Source organism: Mesorhizobium sp. 8, assembly GCF_006351905.1.
Taxonomy (GTDB): Bacteria; Pseudomonadota; Alphaproteobacteria; order Rhizobiales; family Rhizobiaceae; genus Mesorhizobium; species Mesorhizobium composti.
On record NZ_CP040914.1, the window covers coordinates 4,248,353 to 4,268,460 of the forward strand.

The window sequence follows — 20,108 nt, forward strand, 5'->3', positions numbered from 1 at the left end:
GGCGGCAATTGGCAACCATCAAGGGGATCCTGTTCGACAAGGACGGCACGCTGGTCGATTTCAACGCCACCTGGTCGGCGGTCGCCGATTTCATGGCGATGGAGGCGGCGGACGGCGACCGGCCGGCGGCCGACGAACTGCTCACCGTGGCCGGCTACGATTTCGATGCGCGGCGTTTCAAGGCCGACTCGATCTTCGCCGCCGGCACCAACCGCGACGTGGTGGAGGCGTGGTTTCCGCAGCTGTCGCGGCAGGAGCAGGGCGCCGCCCTTGCCCGCTTCAACGAGATCACGGCCGTGGAAGGATCGCGCAAGGCGGTGGCGCTGCCGGGCATACCGGCAGCGCTGACGGCGCTGCACGGGCGCGACTACCGGCTCGGCGTCGCCACCAACGATTCCACCAGCGGCGCGGAAAAGACGCTGCTGGCCCTCGGTATCGCTCAGCTTTTCGACGCCGCCTACGGCTACGACGCCGTGGCCAACCCCAAGCCGGCGCCCGACGTGGTGCTGTCCTTCTGCGACTTGACCGGACTGAAGCCGGCCGAGATCGCCATGGTGGGTGACAACCGCCACGACCTCGACATGGCCCGCGCCGGCGGCTGCGGGCTGGCGGTCGGCGTGCTGTCCGGCACCGGCACGCGCGCCTCGCTGGCGCCGATGGCCGACGTGGTGCTGGACTCGGTGGCCGACCTGCCGGCGTTCCTGGAGGAATTGGGCCGGAACTGAGCGCCGTCGTTCCCCCTCTCCTTTGAGGGGGTGAGAAGCGGTCCGCGCAGCGGACGAAAAGCCAATTGCTTGGCTTTTCGAGCGACGAACGGTGAAAGACCGGTTCGCCTCGGGCGGATCAAACCTCCGGTGGACGTTTTGAAGGTCTTGAACGCCCGAAGGGCTGGGAGCCATAGCGGAGGCCGTGGCCGGGCGAAGCCCGGTCGGGAGGGGTTCGCCTACGCGAACTTCATCATCGCCACGCTGCCTTTCGGCCCTGGCCATTGTCAAAGAGCCGACCTCATTGTTTGAGGTCGGGAAGCGGGCGCGGGGGCCGTGCCTGCTAAGTTAAATAGTGGCGCGGCATCCCGCGCCCGCCGGTGTCTTGCCTCCCCGAGGGTCGTTGCCGCCTTTCGGGCGGCCCGCTGGCTCGGTCGAGGCCCGGACTTGGGGGTTCATCGCCCAGCCGCCTACCGCAGACGACCAGCCCGGCACCGTCTCCCGCCACAAGCGCCCGGTTCGCGACCCGCGTTCCCGCACAGGAGATGGCAGGCAGTATGAGGCGGATGAAAAGGACGGGGATAGATTTCGGGAAGATTTTTCAGAATCGCACTCCGTCCAGCACCCCTCATCCGACCTCGCTGTCGCTCGGCCACCTTCTCCCACAAGGGGAGAAGGGAGGAGTTTGCGCCTCCGCTGCGGCAAATCTCCAGCGTTGACGATTGGCCGTGAGGGTGACGCGGCCTTGCCTTCTCCCCTTGTGGGAGAAGGTGGATCGGCGCGTAGCGCCGAGACGGATGAGGGTGCTGGACGGAGTACGGCCTGGGCATCGTTGTTCCTGGCGTGGCAAAGGTCGTGTTACATCGATGTATTTTACCCGGGTAATATTGACGGGCGCGCGTCGGACTGTTAAATGCGCCGCATGGAACAGAACATCATCACCGTTACCGCTTTTGCCGGCGACCGGCTTTTCGCCTCCGGGCAACCGGCCGAGGTTGCGCTTGCCCTGAAGGCGGCCGCCGCCATGCCCGGCGACGTGCCGTTGCTGGCCTTCAACGACCGCAGTGGCCGGCAGGTCGATTTCGACCTGAGCGGAACCGACGCCGAGATTGTGGCCCGGCTGGCGCCGGCACAGGACGGCGCCGACCACGGCGAACCGGCCGCGCGCCGCGGCGCCGGCCGGCCGAAGCTCGGTGTCGTGGCGCGCGAGGTCACGCTTCTGCCGCGTCATTGGCAATGGCTGGCCGAGCAGCCGGGCGGCGCTTCGGTGACCTTGCGCAAGCTGGTCGATGCCGCCCGCGCCGCCGACGCCGGCAAGGCGGCCGCGCGCACGGCGCAGCAGGCGGCCGACCGCTTCATGGCGGCGATGCTGGGCAACCGGCCGGGCTACGAGGAAGCCGCGCGCGCGCTCTACGCCGGCAACCGGGACCGCTTCCTTGCGGTGTCCGAGCCATGGCCGGCGGACCTGCGCGACCATGCCCGGCGGCTGGCCGAGCCGGCTTTCGGCTGAAAAAGCACGGCGGGCCGATACCCCCGCCCCTGGCCCCTCCCCGCAAGGGGGGAGGGGGACGCCGACATCGCCGTTTTGTCCAAAACCGGCAACGTTGGTGGATATGGAAGCGCCGCATAGTCCCCTCCCCCTTGCGGGGGGTAGGGGTGGGGGTACAGCGCCCGATCCGACAGCCTGCCGGCAGGGGCAAAACCCGCCGGTTCAGATGCCGTTTTCGACCCAGGCGCGGATGAGCGTGTGGGCGATCGCGCCTTTCGCCGGCGTGACGAGCCCGCTCGGATGCTCGCGCGCCAGCATCTGCCGCACCTCGTCGCGGAAGAACCAGCGGCAGTCCTCCAACTCGCCGAGGTCTGGCTGGATATCCTCGTTGAGCGGTTCGCCGAAACAGCCGATCATCAGCGAATAGGGGAACGGCCACGGCTGGCTGGCGTGGTAGACGACGCGGCCGAGACGGATGCCGGCCTCTTCCATCGTCTCGCGCCGCACCGCGTTCTCGATCGTCTCGCCCGGCTCGATGAAGCCGGCCAGCGCCGAATAGGAGCCGGGCGCGAAGTGGGGGCTGCGCCCGAGCAGGCATTTTTCGCGCGTCGCGGTCAGCATGATCGCCACCGGGTCGGTGCGCGGAAAATGGTCGGCGCCGCAGGAGGGGCAGTGGCGCCGGTAGCCGCCGGCGCGCGTTTCGCTGGCATGGCCGCATTTCGAGCAGAAGCGGTGGCTGGCGTTCCAGGCAAGCAGCGCGGCTCCCTGTGCCAGTGCGCCGAGCGCGGCCGCATCGATGAGGCCCTGCATATAGACCGAGCGGTAGTCGATGGCCTTGACCGTCGCTGGCAGGTCGTCCGCGCCGATGCCGGCCGATGCGGCGAGGATGGGGCCGCTTGCGTCGAAGCCCAGAAGCACGGCCTCGCCGAGGCGGGGCTTGAACGCCTCGCTTTCGGCCAGCCCGTACCACGGATCGAAGGTGCCGCCGTCGAGCTTCAGGCAGATGCGGCCGTCGCCGAGCAGCATCAGCCGCGTGCGCGGATCGGCCAGTGCCTTCTCGACGCAGTCGTCGGCGCGGTTTTCCGACTGCCGGTCGATCCGGTTGCCGGCGAAGCCGACGAACTGGCTGGGCTCGGCCGAAGGCGCGTCGAAAAGGGCAAAGGTCATGGCGGCTGTCGGAGGATGTGTTCGGTTGGCGGGGTAGCTCTTATAGCGCCGCCTTCACGGTCTGGGCAAACTGGTGGAAATCAGCGCGCTGGTAGGGTTCGCGCAGGCCGTGGCCCCAGACCGGGCCGGGCCAGCCGGGGTCGCCCTCCGAGCGCGCCACCACATGGATATGCAATTGCCGCACGATGTTGCCGAGGGCCGCTGTGTTGATCTTGGTGCAGTCGGTCGTCTTCTTCAGAGCCTGCGCCACCATGTTGACCTCGAAGGTCAGCATCGCCTGGTCGAGCGGGGTGAGGTCGTGGATTTCCTCGATGCCCGGCCGCTGCGGAACCAGGATGAGCCAGGGCCAGCGGCGGTCGTTCATCACCCTCAACTCGCACAGGCCCAGCCATATCAACGGCTCGCTGTCCGCTTCCAGCCGGGCGTCGAGCGTGAATCCGGCCTTGAGGCCAGGCATCATCGGCGTTTCCCTCGTTTGTGACGAGGCTATTGCGGCGCCACGCCCCCCGCAAGCGATTCATGAGGGGACAACGGCAAGCCCATGCGGATTTTTGCCGGGCCTTGCATTCTCGCGCCGGATTGACGATATGGAAGACGGGAGGTTGGTGGTGGACGATCCACTCGCCAACCGGGTCAGGTCCGGAAGGAAGCAGCCCTAACGAGCCCGGAACGGGTCATTGTTCCAGCCTCCCGCCTTCTCCTCCCGCGACCTCCGTTCGGCGACCCCTTTGGTGATGTTGACGGCGCATCGGCACGCGGGCGAAACTCGTTGCGGAATCGGCTGCCGAGGCGGCCTCAGCACAAACCCCGTCGAGGCCGATGAGCGAAGCCGGACCAAGCGAATCGGAAAAGGGCGTGACTGAAAAGACGTCCGGCGCCTATCGCGTCCTGGCGCGAAAATACCGCCCCTCCGATTTCTCCGAACTGATCGGCCAGGAGCCGATGGTGCGCACGCTCACCAACGCGTTCGCCACCGGCCGCATCGCCCAGGCCTGGATGCTGACCGGCGTGCGCGGCGTCGGCAAGACGACCACGGCGCGTATCCTCGCCCGGGCCTTGAATTACAAGACGGCCGACGTCGACCGTCCCTCCGTCGATCTCTCGGTGCCCGGAGAGCATTGCCAGGCCATCATGGAAGGCCGCCATGTCGACGTCATCGAGATGGACGCCGCCTCCCATACCGGCATCGACGACATCCGCGACATCATCGACCGCGTGCGCTACGCGCCCGTCGCCGCGCGCTACAAGGTCTACATCATCGACGAAGTGCACATGCTGTCGACGCCCGCCTTCAACGGCCTGTTGAAGACGCTGGAGGAGCCGCCGCCGCATGTGAAGTTCATCTTCGCCACCACCGAGATCCGCAAGGTGCCGATCACGGTGCTGTCGCGCTGCCAGCGCTTCGACCTGCGCCGCATCGACGCCGGCGCGCTGGTCGGGCATCTCGCTTCGATCGCCGAAAAGGAAGGCATCGCCGTCGATGCCGAGGCGCTGGCGATGATCGCCCGCGCGGCGGAAGGCTCGGCCCGCGATTCGCTCTCCATCCTCGACCAGGCGATCGCCCACGGCAGCGGCAAGGTGGATGCTGGCGCCGTGCGCGCCATGCTCGGGCTGGCCGACCGCGCCCGCATCGTCGACCTGTTCGAGCACGTCATGAAGGGCGATGTCGCCACCGCGCTTACGGAACTGCGCCAGCAATACGATGTCGGCGCCGATCCGGCCGCCGTGCTGACCGACCTTGCCGAGTTCAACCACCTCGTCACCCGCCTGCGCTTCGTGCCCGAAGCCGCCGACGACGCCACCCTGTCGGAGGAGGAGCGCCGGCGGGGCAGGGACTTTGCCGGAAAGCTGTCGGTCCGGGTGCTGTCGCGCACATGGCAGATGCTGTTGAAGGGCATCCCCGAGGTGCAGAATTCCAACCGGCCGCTAGCGGCGGCCGAGATGGTGCTGATCCGCCTCGCCCATGCCGCCGACCTGCCGACGCTCGACGAGGCGCTGAAGACGCTGGAGGGCGGCGGCACCGCCTCTCAGCCGTCCGCGTCATCCTGCCCGGCTTCCTCTGCGTCGGCGCCGGTATCGGGCAGCGCGGTTGCGCAGGCGCGCATGCCGTCCGGCGGTGGCGGCTCCGCCCCGGCGATGCGGTTGGTCGAGGCACAGTCGGAGACCGCGCCGCCGGTGCCGGTCGCCGCAGTCCGGCCCGCCATCGAGGAACCCCCGGCGCCGGCGCTGAAATCGCTGGCCGATATCGTGGCGCTGGCCGAGCAGCACCGCGACGGGTTGGTCAAGGCGATGCTGCGGCGTTACGTGCGTCCGGTCAGGATGGAGCCCGGTCGGCTCGACGTGGCGCTGACCGAGGACGCGCCGCGCACGCTGCTCAACGACCTGACGACGAAGCTGCGCGCCTGGACGGGCCGCAACTGGCTGGTGTCGCTTTCCAAGGAGGAGGGCGGACAGACGCTGGCCGAGATGGAATCCGCCCGGCGCGAGAGCGCTTTCCTCGACGCGCGCTCCGACCCGACGGTGGCGGCCATCCTCGCCCGTTTCCCCGGCGCCAGGATCATCGACGTGCGTATTCCCCAAGCGGTCGACGATGCAGCGGCCGAGGATGACGGGGACGACACCGACGGCCTGCCGGAGGACCCCGTGGACCCGGCGGTCGACGACGACGAATAGCGCCGCGGCCGGCAATGTGACGAAAAGAAGGATACGACCATGAAGGATCTGCTCGGGCTGATGGGCAAGGCGAAGGAAATGCAGGCCAAGATGCAGGCCATGCAGGAGGAGATCGCCGTCATGGAGGCCTCCGGCCAGGCCGGCGGCGGGCTGGTTTCGGTGACGCTGACGGGCAAGTTCGAGATGAAGGCGCTGAAGATCGACCCCTCGCTGTTCAAGGAGGACGAGGTCGAGATCCTGGAGGACCTGATCCTCGCCGCCCACAACGACGCCAAGGCCAAGGTCGAGCAGGTGGTGCAGGAAAAGACCAGGGAACTGACCGCCGGCCTGCCGATGCCGCCCGGCATGAAACTGCCGTTCTGACAGGCCGCCCGAGATATTGCCGGGCCACGACGAAAACGGTGCATGGCAGGCGCCGCAGCGCAGACGAACACCGGTCGCGGGCCGGTCCGGCGGAATTGCCGGATCGAGCCTCGAAGTCTGCCACAATTTGCCCTGTTATCACGCCTTGTAACGACGCGAGCGGATTGTTGATCGCGTCCAAGGCCTTGCAAGACGGCCTGTAAGCTGATCGCTAACCATTTGGCCATCTTTCTGCCCGAAACGATCTCATTCTTGCCACGACTTGGCTCGCTAGGATTTCGGGGGACGGGAGCAGCAGCAACAGTGAGGCGGATCAATTGACTAGCCAGCGATGGAAGGTGCCAGCCCTGCTGTGCGCCGCGCTTTCGCCGTTTCTTCTGGCCGGTTGCAGCCAGACGACATCCCACGGCATGTCCGTTGCCAGTCTCGCCAGTTCCGTCCTGCCTTCCGCCGACGGTTCGACCCGCGTCCGCCCCTATCGCTACACGTCCCGCGACAAGGAATGCCTTGAACGGGCGATGTTCTTCGAATCCAACCGCTCCAGCCGCGCCGGCATGGTCGCTGTCGGCACCGTGGTGATGAACCGGCTGCGATCCGGCAAACACGGCAACACCATCTGCGGCGTGGTCGGCGAGCGCAACCAGTTCGCGCCCGGCGTGATGACGCGCAAGATGAACTCCCGCGCCATGCCCGACGTGCAGGAAGCCGCCGAGGCGGTGCTGAAGGGCGAGCGCTCGAAGAAACTGAAGAACGCCATGTTCTTCCATACCGCCGGGCTGAAGTTCCCCTACAAGAACATGCACTATGTGCTGGTCGCCGGCGGCAACGCCTTCTACGAGAAGCGCGGCCGCAACTGGCAGCCGCTGCCCGACGAGCAGCAGACGATGGTCGCCTTCGCCGGCGATACGCCGGATGCCGCCGGGAAGGCGATCACGGTCGCCGCGGCCGAGTCGGCGAGCGATGCCGGCGGATTGCCGGGCGTGCAGCAGGTCGACCTGCCCGACACCGCGCCGGTGATGACCGCTGCGGCGAGGCCGGCTGCGCGGCCTGCCGAAAAGCCGGTCGCGGTCGCATCCGCCGATCCCGCGCCGCTGCCGCAGAACAGCCCCTTCGCCTTCGCCTCCTCCGACGAGGCGATGGCCGACGGCTTTGACAATGCGGCGCCCCAGGCGGCTGCGCAGAAGAAGCGCAGCCGTGTAGCCGCGCCCGCCCCGCAGGCTGTCGTCGAGGTCGCTTCCGCCGAGCCGTCGCCGAAAGCGCAGAAGAAGATCATCGATTCCGTGCCGTTGCCGACGGCCCGGGCCAGCATGGTGAAGGCGGCGTCCGCCAAGCCCTCGAAGCCGGCCAAGGCGCAGGCCGTGCTGGTTGCCGAGGAAGAGCCCTTGGCTTCGCGCTTTGGCCGCGACGACGATTCCGGCATCTCGATGAGCTTCGCCCAGTAGCACGACACGGGTCGCCGTGGCGCGACCGCGAGGAACCGCGCGTTTGTGCGGTTCCGTTCCCGGCCCACTCCCCAGTGCCCGGCATTCGGCTTATATGCTCTGCCATGTCGAAGCGAATCGCCGGCCCCGAGATCGAACGCCTCATCCAGCTTCTGGCCAAGGTGCCGGGGCTCGGGCCGCGCTCGGCGCGCCGCGCGGCGCTCCATCTCATCAAGAAGAAGGAACAGTTGCTGGCGCCGCTGGCCGATGCCATGGGCGAGGCCGTGGACAAGGTGCGCGTCTGCTCGACCTGCGGCAACGTCGACACCGCCGATCCCTGCATGATCTGCACCGATCCGCGCCGCGATGCCGCGACACTGATCGTCGTGGAGGACGTGTCGGACCTGTGGGCGCTGGAGCGCGCCTCGGCCATGAACGTGCGCTACCATGTGCTCGGCGGCACGCTGTCGCCGCTCGACGGCATCGGCCCGGAGCAGCTCAACATCCGCGCGCTGGTCGACCGTGTCGCCGGCGGCGAGGTCAAGGAGGTGATCCTGGCGGTGAACGCCACCGTCGAGGGCCAGACCACGGCGCATTACCTCACCGACCAGCTTGCCGATTTCGACGTCAAGGTGACGCGGCTGGCGCATGGCGTGCCGGTCGGTGGCGAGCTCGACTATCTCGACGAGGGCACGCTTGCCGCCGCATTGAAATCGCGGACGGCTTTTTGAGCGGGGGCGAGCGCGTCGTGACTTTTGGTGACAAGTTCCGCCACGCCGGGTTCTTCGGGTTCCTGCTTCAAGCCGCATCGGTCCTGCTGGTCCTTGCCGCCCCCGCTTCCGCCGCGAAGGTCGACGGGCAGTTCCGCGCCTGGCTGCAGACCGACCTTTGGCCGGACGCCGAGGCAAGGGGCATCTCGCGCAAGACCTTCAATCAGGCTTTCGACGGCGTGAAGCCGAACCTCAAGCTGCCGGACCTCGTCATGCCCGGCGAAAAGCCTTCGACGCCCAAGGTCCAGCACCAGGCGGAATTCGGCTCGCCGGGGCCTTACTTCGCCGAAAAGACGCTGGCGCCGGTCGCTACCGGCGGACGCGCCCGCGCCGGCCGGTATGCCTCCACGCTTGCAAGGATCGAGCAGCGCTACGGCGTGCCGGGTGGCATCGTGCTCGCCGTCTGGGGGCGCGAGACCGGCTACGGCGCGGCCAGGCTGCGCTACGACGCCTTCGAGGTGCTGGGCACGCGCGCCTTCCTGTCGGCCACCAAGCGCGACATGTACCGCACCGAACTCATCGCCGCGCTGGAGATCGTCCAGAAGGGATTGGAGCCGGTGGGCGCGATGAAGTCGTCATGGGCCGGCGCGCTCGGCCAGCCGCAGTTCATGCCGACCTCCTTCCTCAAGCATGCGGTGGATTTCGATGGTGACGGCCGCGTCGACATCTGGGATTCTGTTCCCGACACGCTGGCTTCCATCGCCAATTATCTCGCCGACTACGGCTGGGTGAGGGGGCGCGACTGGGGCTTCGAAGTGACGGTGCCGGACAGCGTTTCGTGCGCGCTCGAAGGCCCGGATCGCGGCAGGAAGATTGCCGACTGGGGCAAGCTCGGCATCGCCCGGGTCGGCGGCAAGCCGTTTCCGGCCAGCGAGGCGAAGGCTGAAGGGTATCTCATGATGCCGGCCGGCCGCCATGGCCCGGCCTTCATCGTCACGCCGAACTTCTACGTCCTGAAGGAATACAACACCTCGGACCTCTACGCCCTGTTCATCGGCCTGTCCGCCGACCGCATCGCCCATGGCGACAGGCGGTTCTCGGGCGAGTGGGGCGCCGTCGGCGGCCTCTACCGCTCCGACATCGCCGCCATGCAGCGGGCGCTGGAGAAAAAGGGTTACGACGTCGGCAGCGTCGATGGCCTGCCCGGCTTCAGGACGCGCCGCTCCATCGGCGAATGGCAGCAGAAGAACGGCCGCGCCGCCACCTGCTTCCCCGACGAGAAGCTGGTCAAGGCGGTGAAGTGACTTCCTTCTCCCCGTTTACGGGGAGAAGGTGGCGGCAGCCGGATGAGCGGCAGTACAAGCTTTCGCGAGTGGGCGCTGCCCCTCACCCGACCCTTCGGGCCACCCTCTCCCCGTAAACGGGGAGAGGAAAGGGCGCTACGCCGCCGCCGCCATCTCCTTGTGGACGTCGGCCAGGATCTCGAACGAGCGTACGCGCGCCGCGTGGTCGAACACCTGCGCCGTCACCATCAGTTCGTCGGCGCCGGTGCGGGCGATGAAGGCCTCGACGCCGCGCCTGACCGTTTCGGGCGAGCCCACCACCGCCTGCGCCAGCGCATGGCCGAGCATGGCGCGGGCATTGGCGTCGAGGTCGCGGCCGTAGCCTTCGACAGGGGCGGGCAGCTTGCCCGGCCGGCCGCTGCGCAGGTTGACGAAGGCCTGCTGCAGCGAGGTGAACAGGAAGCGCGCCTCGGCGTCCGTAGGCGCGGCGACGACGTTCAGCCCCAGCATGACATAGGGCTTGTCGAGATGCTCCGAAGGCTGGAAGCGCGAGCGGTAGACTGAAAGCGCGTTGTCCAGTTCGGCCGGCGCGAAATGCGAGGCGAAGGCGTAGGGCAGGCCGAGCAGGGCTGCGAGCTGCGCGCCGTAGAGGCTGGAGCCGAGGATCCACACCGGCACGTCCTGCCCTTCGCCGGGCACGGCGCGAAGGCGCTGGCCTTCCGCCGCCGGCTGGAAGTAGCCCATCAGTTCCACCACGTCCTGCGGGAAATTGTCCACGCCGGCGTCGAGATTGCGGCGCAGCGCGCGGGACGTCAGCATGTCGGTGCCGGGCGCACGGCCGAGCCCGAGGTCGATGCGGCCGGGAAAGAGGGCGGCAAGCGTGCCGAACTGTTCGGCGATGACCAGCGGCGCGTGGTTGGGCAGCATGATGCCGCCGGCGCCGACGCGGATGGTCTTCGTGCCCGCCGCGACATGGCCGATGACGACGGCGGTGGCCGCGCTGGCGATGCCCGGCATGTTGTGGTGCTCGGCCAGCCAGTAGCGCTTGTAGCCGAGCCGTTCGGCGTGGCGGGCGAGGTCGAGCGAGTTGGCGAGCGACTGCGAGGCGGTGCCGCCTTCGACGATAGGGGACAGGTCGAGGACGGACAGGGCTGTCATGCGAAAATCTCCGGTGCTCGCGACCATATGGGGGCGCGGCGGCGAGGGCGCAAGCGAACGCGCGCGGACTGGCCCATGCCCGCCCGCCGATGCGCTCAGGCTTTCTGGGGCTGCCTGGCCGGCGCCGGCTTGCGCGCCGTGCGTCCGTTCGCGGCGGGCCTGGCCGTCTCCTGCTTGCCGGAAACCGCCTTGGCGGGACGCCGGCGTCGTACCGGCCGCCGCTTCGGCAGCGCCTTCAGCGGTCTGGCGCTTTCCTGCGCAAGCGCGCGCCGCACCGTTTCCGTGATCGTCGTGGTGACGAAATCCGCTCCGGTCCCGTCCTCGGTGATCGAGCCCCGCCGATTGCCATTGGCTTCCATTGGCACCAGCAGGCCGACGCGAAGCTTCGCCTTACGCCGCTTCAGCCGCCGCACCGCGTGACGAGCCTGCGCCAGCGAAGCGGCGTTGAGATAGGTCACGACGACGGTGTCGGCCTCGCCCAGCGCCAGCGCGCCGAAGCGTTCCGGTTCGAAGGTCTGATAATCGGCGATCGCTGTCTCCGCGCCCTGGATTTCCAGCACCTGCGCCACCATGGCGGCGGCCGCGTCGTCGATCTCGCCGCGTCCGCCGATGCAGACAAGGCTGCGGCCTTCGCCGTCTGGCAGGTCGGGGCCGGCGTCGTCGTTGTCCTCGGTGTCCGCTCCGGCTTCGTTTTTCCCGGCCTCGTCGTCGGCGCCGTTTTCTTCCACCTCGTCCTCAGCGAGGTCGGCGAGCTCCTGCACCAGCGTGCCGGCGGCCGTCGCGAAACGCACGCGCTGCTCGTGGGTCATGACGCCGCGCTGGCGGTCGACCTCGCCCAGCACCAGGGCGGGCAGCGCCACCTCATCGTAGAAATCGACGAGATATTCGTCTTCCAGATAGTCCTCCGCGTAGTCGGCGGCCTCATAGGGGTCGCCGGCAAGCAGTCGCTGATAGACGCGGGCGTGCGGCTCCAGCACCGGCTCGTTGCCGAGCAGCACGCCGAGGAACTCGAACTGCGAGACGTGCCGGCCGAGCACGACGAGACACACCGTCAGCGGTGTCGACAGCACCAGGCCGAGCGGCCCCCACAGCCAGGCCCAGAAGATCGCCGCGACGATGATGGCGAGCGGCGACAGGCCCGTTTCCGAGCCGTACAGCCATGGTTCCAGCACATTGTTGGAGATCAGCTCCATGGCGATGAACAGGGCAGCCGTCCACAGCAGCGGCGCCCAGCCCGGCGACACCGCCAGCGTGAGCAGCAGTGGCATCAGCATGCCGATGGCCGGCCCGATATAGGGCACGAAGCGCAGCACCAGCGTCAGACCGCCCCACAGAAGCGCGTTGGGGATGCCGAGCAGCCACAGGCCGGCGGTGATCGGCACCGCGTAGATCGTGTTGATGACCAGCTGCATCAGCAGGTAGCGGCCGACGCGCTTGCCGGCGTCCTGCAGCGCCTCGGTGGTCTTGTGCAGGTCGCCATAGCCGACCAGCCGGATGAAGCGGTCGCGCAGGTCCTCGCGCTCCAAAAGCATGAACACCACCACGACGATGACGAGGCCGGCCATCGAGAACGGGCTGATCAGCGGGACGACGATGTTGTTGAGGATATCGAGCGGGCTCTGGCGCGAGACGATCTCGACCGGCAGCGGCTTCTGTTCCGGCGTTTCGGCGCTTTGCGTGCCGGCCTGGAGCTCCTGGCCGACGCGCTCGGCCGCTCCCGTCAGGCGCTCGATCAAGCCGCCGCCGGCGCCGAGTTCCTTCAGCGAGCGGATCTTCTCGACGACGTTGGTCTGATAGGTCGGGATGTTCTGGGCGAGGTTGGAGACCTGCGAGGCGACCAGGAAGGCGAAGCAGGCGATGACGATGAAGGCCGAGAGCACGGTGAGCGTCACGGCGACCACCTTCGGCACCGCCATCTTGCGCAGCGCCGAGACGATCGGCGCCAGCGCGAAGGTCAGCAGGATCGCGATCGCCAGCGGCAAAAGCACGTCCTTGCCGAGATAGAGGATGGCGGTGACGCCGACGATGGTGACGACCGGCGGCACGGCAATGCGGGTGAGGTCGCCGTTCGCTGCTTCCGGCGGGGCAGCGGCTGCTTCGCGGCGGATTTCGGAATTCGTCGTCAATGGCTTCCCCCTCACAGACAGGCGCCGCCGGGAAGGCCGTGCGGGGATGGCGGCTAGAACGCCCATGCGCTTCGCCAAATCCCCCGGCGATGCGGCCGCCGTCAGTCCTCCCGGTCCCCTTGTCGGGCCGTGCGCAGGAACGCCGCTGCCCGGGCAAGGTTCCGTCCCCCTCCCAAAGTCGCAGCCAATTCACGGATTTTCATGGCTGGCATACCGTTTTGGCGCTTGAACTTGCCATTATCGCGCGTATGTAAGCCTCGCGAATTGACTTCAGGGAATGACACTTGGCTATCTACAGGGAAAAAGACATCTTCGAGCGGCGCAATGCCGCAAATCAGGCAAAGAAGGCGCTTCTGGAGCGCTTCAAGGCAAGACCCGCGGCGGATGACCCGGCCGTGCTGGCCCGTCAGGCGGAACGCAAGGCTATTTTGGAAGCCCGCGCCATCCGCGAGGCCGAAAAGGCGAAATTGAAGCAGGAGAAGCTGGCGCGCGAAGCGGCCGAAAAGGCTGCCCGCGAAGCCGAAGAGGCGCGCCTGCGTGCCGAGGCCGAGGCCAAGGCCGCGGAAGAGGCTAAGGTCCGCGCGGCCGAAGAGGCCGAACGGCTCGCCGGCGAGCTCGCCGACGAAGCGGCTCGCAAGGCCAAGCGCGACGCCCGCTACGCGGCGCGCAAGGCCCGCGTCGGCCGCACGCCTCCGGGCTTCTCCGCCCGCTGATTTGTTTCGGATTTGAAACAAGCCCGGCCACCGAACGGTGGCCGGGCTTTTGGCGTTTCAGCATTTGCAGCCGGACCGCATCGTCCGGCGCCGCGCGGGCGCGCTGACCGGATCAATCCACAGCAGCGGGATCGTGCGCGCCGGAAGGCCGGTTGCTCCGGTCAGGCCACCAGCTTGAGGCCGGCGATGCCGCAGACGATCAGGGCAATGCAGCCGATCCTGACGGCGGTCGCCGGGTCGCCGAGCAGCCACATGCCCAGGATCGCTGTGCCGACCGTGCCGACACCTGTCCAAACCGCGTAGGCGGTTCCGACCGGCAGGTCCTTCAGCGCCAACCCAAGCAGGCCCATGCTGATGATCATCGACACGATCGTCAGCACTGTCGGCATCGGTCTGGTGAAGCCGTCCGTATATTTCAGGCCGATTGCCCAACCGACTTCGAAAAGACCCGCGAAAAAAAGAAGAGTCCACGGCATTGGCCGCTCCTTGTGAAATGGCGAGCCGTCCAGCCGTGTATCGAGCCAAGGGCAAAAACCCCGGCGCGGGGTCGTCCCCGCGCCTTCGATATAAGGGAGGCAGGCAGCCGGTTCAACGAAAACCGGCCGTCGAGCCGCCGAAGGGGCCTATTTCTCCTTGATGCGGATCGCCTGAACGGGCGGCGGCGGCGTCTTTCCCGCTGCCGCCGGCTTCTTGGCGTCCTTCTTGGGTTTTCGGACTTCCTTCTTCGCCTTCATCGCGCCTTTGGCCATGGCCTGTCCTCCAGTCTGTGGGGAACGGAATCAAGCAAGAGTTGCGGCCGACCGCAAGGGGGATAAACAACCGCCGTCCGCAAAACCGGCCGTGTCGGCAATGTTGCAGCGCGGTTGCAAAACTCACTGTGCATCCGCCTTGCGGGCGCTATGTTGGCAAGATCGTTAGACGGATGGCACCATGGCAGGACACGGCGGCTCGAGACGGGTGATCTATGCGGCGCTGGCCGGCAACCTGGCCATCGCGCTGACCAAGTTCGCCGCCGCCTTTTTCACCGGCTCGTCGGCCATGCTGTCGGAGGGCGTGCATTCGCTGGTCGATACCGGCAATGGCGGCCTCCTGCTCTATGGCATGCATCGCGCCGCGCGGCCGGCGGACAGCACGCATCCGTTCGGCCATGGCCGCGAGCTTTATTTCTGGAGCTTCATCGTAGCACTCCTGGTGTTCGCGCTGGGTGCCGGCGTTTCCTTTTATGAGGGCGTCATGCACATCATGGCGCCCGAGCCGGTCGCCAACCCGATGGTGAACTATGTCGTCCTCGGTTTCTCGCTGCTGTTCGAGGGCGGCTCCTGGTGGGTGGCGCTGAAGGAGTTCCGCAAGACCAAGGGCCGGCTCGGCTGGTTCCAGGCGGTGCGGCTGAGCAAGGACCCGAGCGTCTACACGGTGCTGTTCGAGGACAGCGCCGCCCTGCTCGGCCTTCTCGTCGCCTTCGCCGGCATTTCGGCTGCCGAATTCTTCGACATGCCCGAATTCGACGGCGTCGCCTCGCTCGGCATCGCCGCGATCCTGGGAGCGACCGCTATATTCCTGGCGCGCGAGAGCAAGGGCCTGCTGCTCGGCGAGCCGGCTTCGCGCGAGGTGCAGGCGAAGGTGCTGGCGATCGCTCAGCAGGACGCGGCGGTGCAGCGGGCCAACGGTCTCGTCAGCGTCCATATCGGCCCCGAGGAGATCATCGCCGGCCTGAGCGTCGAGTTCGAGGACCATGTCGCGGCCCCCGAGATCGAGGCCTGCGTCGAACGCATCGAGGCGCGGTTGAAGGCCGAGGTGCCGACGATCAAAAGCCTGTTCGTCAAGCCGCAGACGACACGGACATGGGAAAGGCGCCGGCAGCAGATGGCCGATGCCTCGGATGACGAGGTGTGAACCAAGGGCGGAGTGGCGAGGAAACCAGACCGGGAGATGTGACATGAAGATCGACGGCGGGTGCCATTGCGGCGCCATCACCTATGAAGCGGAGGTCGATCCCGAAAAGACCTCCATCTGCCATTGCACGGATTGCCAGCAGATCACCGGCACGGCCTTCCGCGTCACCGTCTTTGCGCCGGAAAGCGACTACCGCATCACCGCCGGCACGCCGAAGGAATACATCAAGGTCGCCGAAAGCGGCGCCAAGCGCGCTCAGGGTTTCTGCGCCGACTGCGGCTCGCAGCTCTATTCGACCTCGGTCGGTGACGGCCCGAAAGTCTACGGCATCCGCGTCGGCACCGCCCGCCAGCGGCAGGACCTTATCCCGCGACGCCAGACCTGGCATCGCTCGGCGCTGCACTGGCTGCCGGAGTTCGACGGACTGGAGACGGTGGAGAAGCAGAGCTAGGCGCCTGCGGGTATGGCGATCGCGTACGGCGCGCACCCCCACCCCTAACCTCTCCCCGCAAGGGGGAGGGGGGACTTTGCGGCGCAGCTACAGTCTGCCAACCTTGCCGATTTTAGATGAAACGGCGGCGTCAGCGTCTCCCTCCCCCTTGCGGGGAGGGGTTAGGGGTGGGGGTCTACGCCATAGGCGACCACGCCCAGCGAGGCGTCAAACCCCTTCAATCGTCGCCCTCGACCACCCGCAGCCTGAGCTGCCCGGTCTTGGAATCGGCGACGCGCTTGCCGACTGCCGCCGGCTGGCGTGGTTCGTCTTCCCCGCCGTCCGGCGAGCCGAACTCCAGCGCCTCGATCTTCTGGCCGCGCTTCGTCACTTTGGAGGACGAGACAAGGATGTCGTCGATGTCCTTCGCCGCCTGGCCGAAATGCGCCTGCAATTTGCGCACGCGCTCGTCGAGGCGGCCGACGTCCTCCATCAGCCGCACCACCTCGCCCTGGATCAGATGCGCCTGCTCGCGCATGCGCGCGTCCTTGAGGATCGCCTGCACCACCTGGATCGACAGCATCAGAAGCGACGGCGAGACGATGACGATGCGGGCGCGGTGCGCCCGCTGCACCAGTGCCTCGAAGTTTTCGTGGATCTCGGCGAACACCGATTCGGACGGCACGAACATGAAGGCCGTGTCCTGCGTCTCGCCCTGGATGAGGTACTTTTCCGAAATATCGCGGATATGCACCTCGATGTCGCGGCGGAAGGCCTGTGAGGCGACCTTTTGCGCCGCCTCGCCCTCGGCGGCGCGGATGGCGTTCCACGCCTCCAGCGGGAATTTCGCGTCGACGACCAGCGACGGCGTGTCGTTCGGCATCCTGATGATGCAGTCCGGCCGGCTGCCGTTCGACAGCGTCGCCTGGAACTCGTAGGCGCCGTGCGGCAGGCCGTCGGCGACGATCGCCTCCATGCGCGACTGGCCGAAGGCGCCGCGCGTCTGCTTGTTGGACAGGATCGCCTGCAACTGCACTACCTGGCCAGCGAGCGACTGGATGTTGCCCTGCGCGGTGTCGATGACGGCTAGCCGCTCCTGCAACCTGGCGAGGCTTTCGTGCGTCGAGCGGGCCTGCTCGCTCATCGACTGGCCGAGCCGTCCTGTCATGGCGTCGAGCCGGTTGCCGATCGCCTGCGTCAGTTCCGCCTGACGCGAGCCGAACACCTCGGCCAGCGTCCCCATGCGCCCCTGCATCTCGGCCTGCGCCTGCAGGATGCCGGCCATGCGCGCCTCGGCTTCGCGCGCTGCCGCCGCCTGCTCGGCCGCAGCGGTTGCCCGCGCCTTGCCGGCGCGCCAGACGGCGGCGACGAGCAAAGCAAGCAGGATGAAAAGCAGCACGCCCGCGAACGCCAGCGCGCCGCCCACCGTGACGGTGCTGGCGCCGAGGCGGAAAAGCGGGGCAGACAGGAAGGCGGCGCTTTCGTTCATCGCGCCAGCATAGACGATTCGCCCGGTGTCGAAAGATCAAAACGTGAACAATCATTGCCGTTGACGCTCGCCAGCCGAGGTCTTAGGTGAGGCGCATGTCGATCAAGCCGCTCATCATCCTTCCCGATCCCGTGTTGCGCCAGCTTTCCAGGCCGGTGGAGCGCGTCGACGCGCCGCTCAGGCAACTCGCCGACGACATGCTGGAAACGATGTACGACGCGCCCGGCATCGGGCTGGCGGCCATCCAGATCGGCGAGCCGCTCAGGCTGCTGGTCATCGACCTCGCCAAGGAAGACGAGACGCCCGCGCCGCATGTCTTCATCAACCCGGAAATCCTCGAAAGCGCCGACGCCCGCTCGGTCTACGAGGAGGGGTGCCTGTCGATCCCGGACTATTATGCCGAGGTCGAGCGCCCGGCCTCGGTCCGGGTGAAATATCTCGACCGCGACGGCAAGGAGCAGGAGATCATGGCCGAGGGGCTGATGGCGACCTGTCTCCAGCACGAGATCGACCACCTGAACGGGGTCCTGTTCATCGACCATATCTCCAAGCTGAAGCGCGACATGGTGGTGAAGAAGTTCCGCAAACTGGCCAAGGACAAGGCCCCCGGCCGCCTGGTGGGGTGATCCGGCCTCACGACAGGATCGCCGCCAGCCATTGCAGCCCGAGCCGGCCAAGGGCGACAAGCCATGGCCACAGGCTCGGCGCCAGTGCCAGCGCCACCACCATCCACAGGCCGAGCGGCCGGATGCGCAGCACCAATGTGCGATGCCGGACCGTCTCGGCGACGCCGGCCCTGTATTGTGTGTCACGTGCTTCCACGCCTGCGATGGCGGAATGCAGGGCAGGACGAGATTCGCGCTGCTTGCCCATGGCGCAACTCCTTCGATGTCGGATGCCTTGAGGGTAAGGCCGTGCAGAGGACCGTGGATAAGTCGGGACGAGGTTCCTGCCATTTCTCGCCAGCGGCTTGACCCGAGGCGTGGAAAGCCGTTCAAACCGTCCCCACCGGATCGAAGCCGGGGAGAAAAATGCCGCTTCGCATCGTCTTCATGGGCACGCCCGATTTCTCGGTGCCGACCTTGCGCGCGCTGGCCGGGGCCGGTCACGAGATCGTCGCCGTCTACACGCAGCCGCCGCGCGCCGCCGGCCGGCGCGGGCTGGAACTGACGTCGTCACCGGTGCAGCGCGAGGCCGAACGGCTGGGCGTCGAGGTGCGAACGCCCGTCTCGCTCAAGGGCGAGACCGAGCAGCAGGCCTTCGCCGCGCTGAACGCCGACGTCGCCGCCGTCGTCGCCTATGGCCTTCTGTTGCCGAAGCCGGTGCTGGACGCGCCCCGTCTCGGCTGCCTCAACGGCCATGCCTCGCTTCTGCCGCGCTGGCGCGGCGCCGCTCCCATCCAGCGTGCCATCATGGCCGGCGACGTCGAGACCGGCATGATGGTGATGAGGATGGAGGAGGGGCTGGACACCGGCCCGGTCGGGCTGGTTGAAAAAGTGGTTATTGGTGCCGACATGACCGCCGGCGACCTGCACGATCGCCTGATGGACGCAGGCGCCGCGCTGATGGTCGAGGGGCTTCGGCGGCTTGAAACCGGCGCGCTTTCTTTTACCGAACAGTCAAAAGAAGGCGTGACCTACGCAAAAAAGATCGATAAAGGCGAAACCCGCATCGACTGGACCCGGCCGGCGCCCGACGTCCACAACGCCATTCGCGGCCTGTCGCCGTTTCCCGGCGCATGGTGCGAGGTCGCTGTCGGCGGTAAGCCGGAGCGGCTGAAGCTGCTGCGCTCGACGCTGGCGGACGGCATGCAGGCCGGCGAACCGGGCGAGATCCTGGATGGGCAGCTGACGGTCGCCTGCGGCAGCGGTGCGGTGCGGCTCACCGAGGTGCAGAAGGCGGGTGGCAAGCCCGCAGCCGCTGACGATTTCCTGCGCGGCACGAGACTGGAAAAAGGAACGAGACTGTCATGAGCATGATGTCTATCCGCGCGGCCACGCCGCGCGACCGCGAGGCGATCCGCCTCGTCGAGGAACATGCCTTCGGCCAGCAGGCGGAGGCAGGTCTTGTCGACGCGCTGGTCGGCGGCGGCGATACGGTGCTGGAACTGGTCGCGGTGGACGAGGGCCAGGTGGTCGGCCACATCCTGTTTTCGCGGCTCGCCGTACAGAACGGCGGCAAGTCTTTCCCAGCGGTGGCGCTGGCGCCGCTGGCGGTCGAGCCGTCCTTCCACGGCACCGGCATCGGCGGCGCACTGGTGCGCGAGGGGCATCTCAGGCTGAAGGAAGCGGGCGAGACGCTGGCCATCGTGCTCGGCGACCCGGCCTATTACGGCCGCTTCGGCTACAGCCATCAGCGCGCCGCCGGCTTCGACAGCGAATACCAGGGCGAAGCCTTGCAGGCGCTTGCCTGGGGTGAGGCGCCGGAAAGCGGGCAACTGGTCTACGCGCCGGCCTTCTCGGCACTGGCCGCCTGACCCCTTTTCCGGG

The 20,108-nt window shown here is 67.5% G+C and carries 21 protein-coding genes and 1 other RNA gene; 14 read left to right on the top strand and 8 right to left on the bottom strand.

The features are described from left to right. Positions 1–8 precede the first annotated feature (8 nt). Positions 9–725 (top strand): HAD family hydrolase, encoded by a 717-nt coding sequence (locus tag FGU64_RS20405; RefSeq protein ID WP_139954806.1) that lies wholly within the window; start codon positions 9–11, stop codon positions 723–725. 892 nt (positions 726–1,617) lie between these two features. Continuing rightward, entirely contained in the window at positions 1,618–2,214 is a 597-nt protein-coding gene (locus FGU64_RS20410) for a DUF2239 family protein (RefSeq protein ID WP_246671166.1), read from the top strand. 201 nt (positions 2,215–2,415) lie between these two features. Here FGU64_RS20410 and nudC read toward each other — a convergent pair whose 3' ends face one another. Next, entirely contained in the window at positions 2,416–3,360 is a 945-nt protein-coding gene (gene nudC / locus FGU64_RS20415) for an NAD(+) diphosphatase (RefSeq protein ID WP_139954807.1), read from the bottom strand. 40 nt (positions 3,361–3,400) lie between these two features. Further along, a complete protein-coding gene (locus FGU64_RS20420) occupies positions 3,401–3,820 on the bottom strand; it encodes an HIT family protein (RefSeq protein WP_139954808.1) in 420 nt (139 codons plus the stop codon). Positions 3,821–3,957: 137 nt separating this feature from the next. On the opposite strand from FGU64_RS20420, the gene ffs reads away from it, so the two are divergent. From ffs to FGU64_RS20450, 6 genes are all read left to right on the top strand, one after another. Next, an RNA gene (gene ffs / locus FGU64_RS20425) (signal recognition particle sRNA small type) lies at positions 3,958–4,054 on the top strand. 125 nt (positions 4,055–4,179) lie between these two features. Beyond that, on the top strand, positions 4,180–6,033 hold the full coding sequence (locus FGU64_RS20430; protein ID WP_139954809.1) for a DNA polymerase III subunit gamma/tau: 1,854 nt from the start codon (positions 4,180–4,182) through the stop codon (positions 6,031–6,033). Between the two features lie 39 nt (positions 6,034–6,072). Further along, a complete protein-coding gene (locus tag FGU64_RS20435; RefSeq protein ID WP_139954810.1) occupies positions 6,073–6,396 on the top strand; it encodes a YbaB/EbfC family nucleoid-associated protein in 324 nt (107 codons plus the stop codon). A gap of 317 nt (positions 6,397–6,713) precedes the next feature. Continuing rightward, a complete protein-coding gene (locus FGU64_RS23585) occupies positions 6,714–7,838 on the top strand; it encodes a cell wall hydrolase (protein WP_246671167.1) in 1,125 nt (374 codons plus the stop codon). 104 nt (positions 7,839–7,942) lie between these two features. After that, complete coding sequence (recR, locus tag FGU64_RS20445; RefSeq protein ID WP_136358285.1) at positions 7,943–8,548, top strand: recombination mediator RecR; 606 nt, start codon at positions 7,943–7,945, stop codon at positions 8,546–8,548. A 62-nt stretch (positions 8,549–8,610) separates the two neighbouring features. Next, complete coding sequence (locus FGU64_RS20450; RefSeq protein WP_246671381.1) at positions 8,611–9,831, top strand: lytic murein transglycosylase; 1,221 nt, start codon at positions 8,611–8,613, stop codon at positions 9,829–9,831. Positions 9,832–9,966: 135 nt separating this feature from the next. Here FGU64_RS20450 and FGU64_RS20455 read toward each other — a convergent pair whose 3' ends face one another. Then, positions 9,967–10,968, bottom strand: a complete 1,002-nt coding sequence (locus tag FGU64_RS20455; protein ID WP_139954811.1) for an LLM class flavin-dependent oxidoreductase — start codon at positions 10,966–10,968, stop codon at positions 9,967–9,969. A gap of 95 nt (positions 10,969–11,063) precedes the next feature. After that, on the bottom strand, positions 11,064–13,076 hold the full coding sequence (locus FGU64_RS20460; protein ID WP_246671382.1) for an AI-2E family transporter: 2,013 nt from the start codon (positions 13,074–13,076) through the stop codon (positions 11,064–11,066). Positions 13,077–13,378: 302 nt separating this feature from the next. Between FGU64_RS20460 and FGU64_RS20465 the strand changes: the two genes are divergently transcribed. Further along, positions 13,379–13,807 (top strand): DUF6481 family protein, encoded by a 429-nt coding sequence (locus FGU64_RS20465; protein WP_136358281.1) that lies wholly within the window; start codon positions 13,379–13,381, stop codon positions 13,805–13,807. A 161-nt stretch (positions 13,808–13,968) separates the two neighbouring features. Here the strand turns inward: FGU64_RS20465 and sugE are convergent, their stop codons facing one another. After that, on the bottom strand, positions 13,969–14,283 hold the full coding sequence (sugE, locus tag FGU64_RS20470) for a quaternary ammonium compound efflux SMR transporter SugE (RefSeq protein ID WP_139954813.1): 315 nt from the start codon (positions 14,281–14,283) through the stop codon (positions 13,969–13,971). A gap of 147 nt (positions 14,284–14,430) precedes the next feature. Next, positions 14,431–14,556, bottom strand: coding sequence for a hypothetical protein (locus FGU64_RS23770; RefSeq protein WP_281405281.1), 126 nt, complete (start codon positions 14,554–14,556; stop codon positions 14,431–14,433). 181 nt (positions 14,557–14,737) lie between these two features. On the opposite strand from FGU64_RS23770, the gene FGU64_RS20475 reads away from it, so the two are divergent. Further along, positions 14,738–15,700 (top strand): cation diffusion facilitator family transporter, encoded by a 963-nt coding sequence (locus FGU64_RS20475; RefSeq protein WP_139954814.1) that lies wholly within the window; start codon positions 14,738–14,740, stop codon positions 15,698–15,700. Between the two features lie 43 nt (positions 15,701–15,743). Beyond that, a complete protein-coding gene (locus FGU64_RS20480; RefSeq protein ID WP_139954815.1) occupies positions 15,744–16,151 on the top strand; it encodes a GFA family protein in 408 nt (135 codons plus the stop codon). A gap of 217 nt (positions 16,152–16,368) precedes the next feature. Here the strand turns inward: FGU64_RS20480 and FGU64_RS20485 are convergent, their stop codons facing one another. Next, on the bottom strand, positions 16,369–17,619 hold the full coding sequence (locus tag FGU64_RS20485; RefSeq protein WP_139954816.1) for a DNA recombination protein RmuC: 1,251 nt from the start codon (positions 17,617–17,619) through the stop codon (positions 16,369–16,371). 95 nt (positions 17,620–17,714) lie between these two features. On the opposite strand from FGU64_RS20485, the gene def reads away from it, so the two are divergent. Beyond that, complete coding sequence (def, locus tag FGU64_RS20490) at positions 17,715–18,245, top strand: peptide deformylase (RefSeq protein ID WP_139954817.1); 531 nt, start codon at positions 17,715–17,717, stop codon at positions 18,243–18,245. Positions 18,246–18,252: 7 nt separating this feature from the next. On the opposite strand, the gene FGU64_RS20495 is transcribed toward def, so the two are convergent. Continuing rightward, complete coding sequence (locus FGU64_RS20495) at positions 18,253–18,492, bottom strand: hypothetical protein (RefSeq protein WP_136358268.1); 240 nt, start codon at positions 18,490–18,492, stop codon at positions 18,253–18,255. Positions 18,493–18,650: 158 nt separating this feature from the next. On the opposite strand from FGU64_RS20495, the gene fmt reads away from it, so the two are divergent. Further along, complete coding sequence (fmt, locus tag FGU64_RS20500) at positions 18,651–19,592, top strand: methionyl-tRNA formyltransferase (RefSeq protein ID WP_139954818.1); 942 nt, start codon at positions 18,651–18,653, stop codon at positions 19,590–19,592. Next, complete coding sequence (locus FGU64_RS20505) at positions 19,589–20,095, top strand: N-acetyltransferase (protein WP_139954819.1); 507 nt, start codon at positions 19,589–19,591, stop codon at positions 20,093–20,095. The genes fmt and FGU64_RS20505 overlap by 4 nt, the downstream gene beginning before the upstream one ends. The last annotated feature ends 13 nt before the right edge of the window (positions 20,096–20,108 follow it).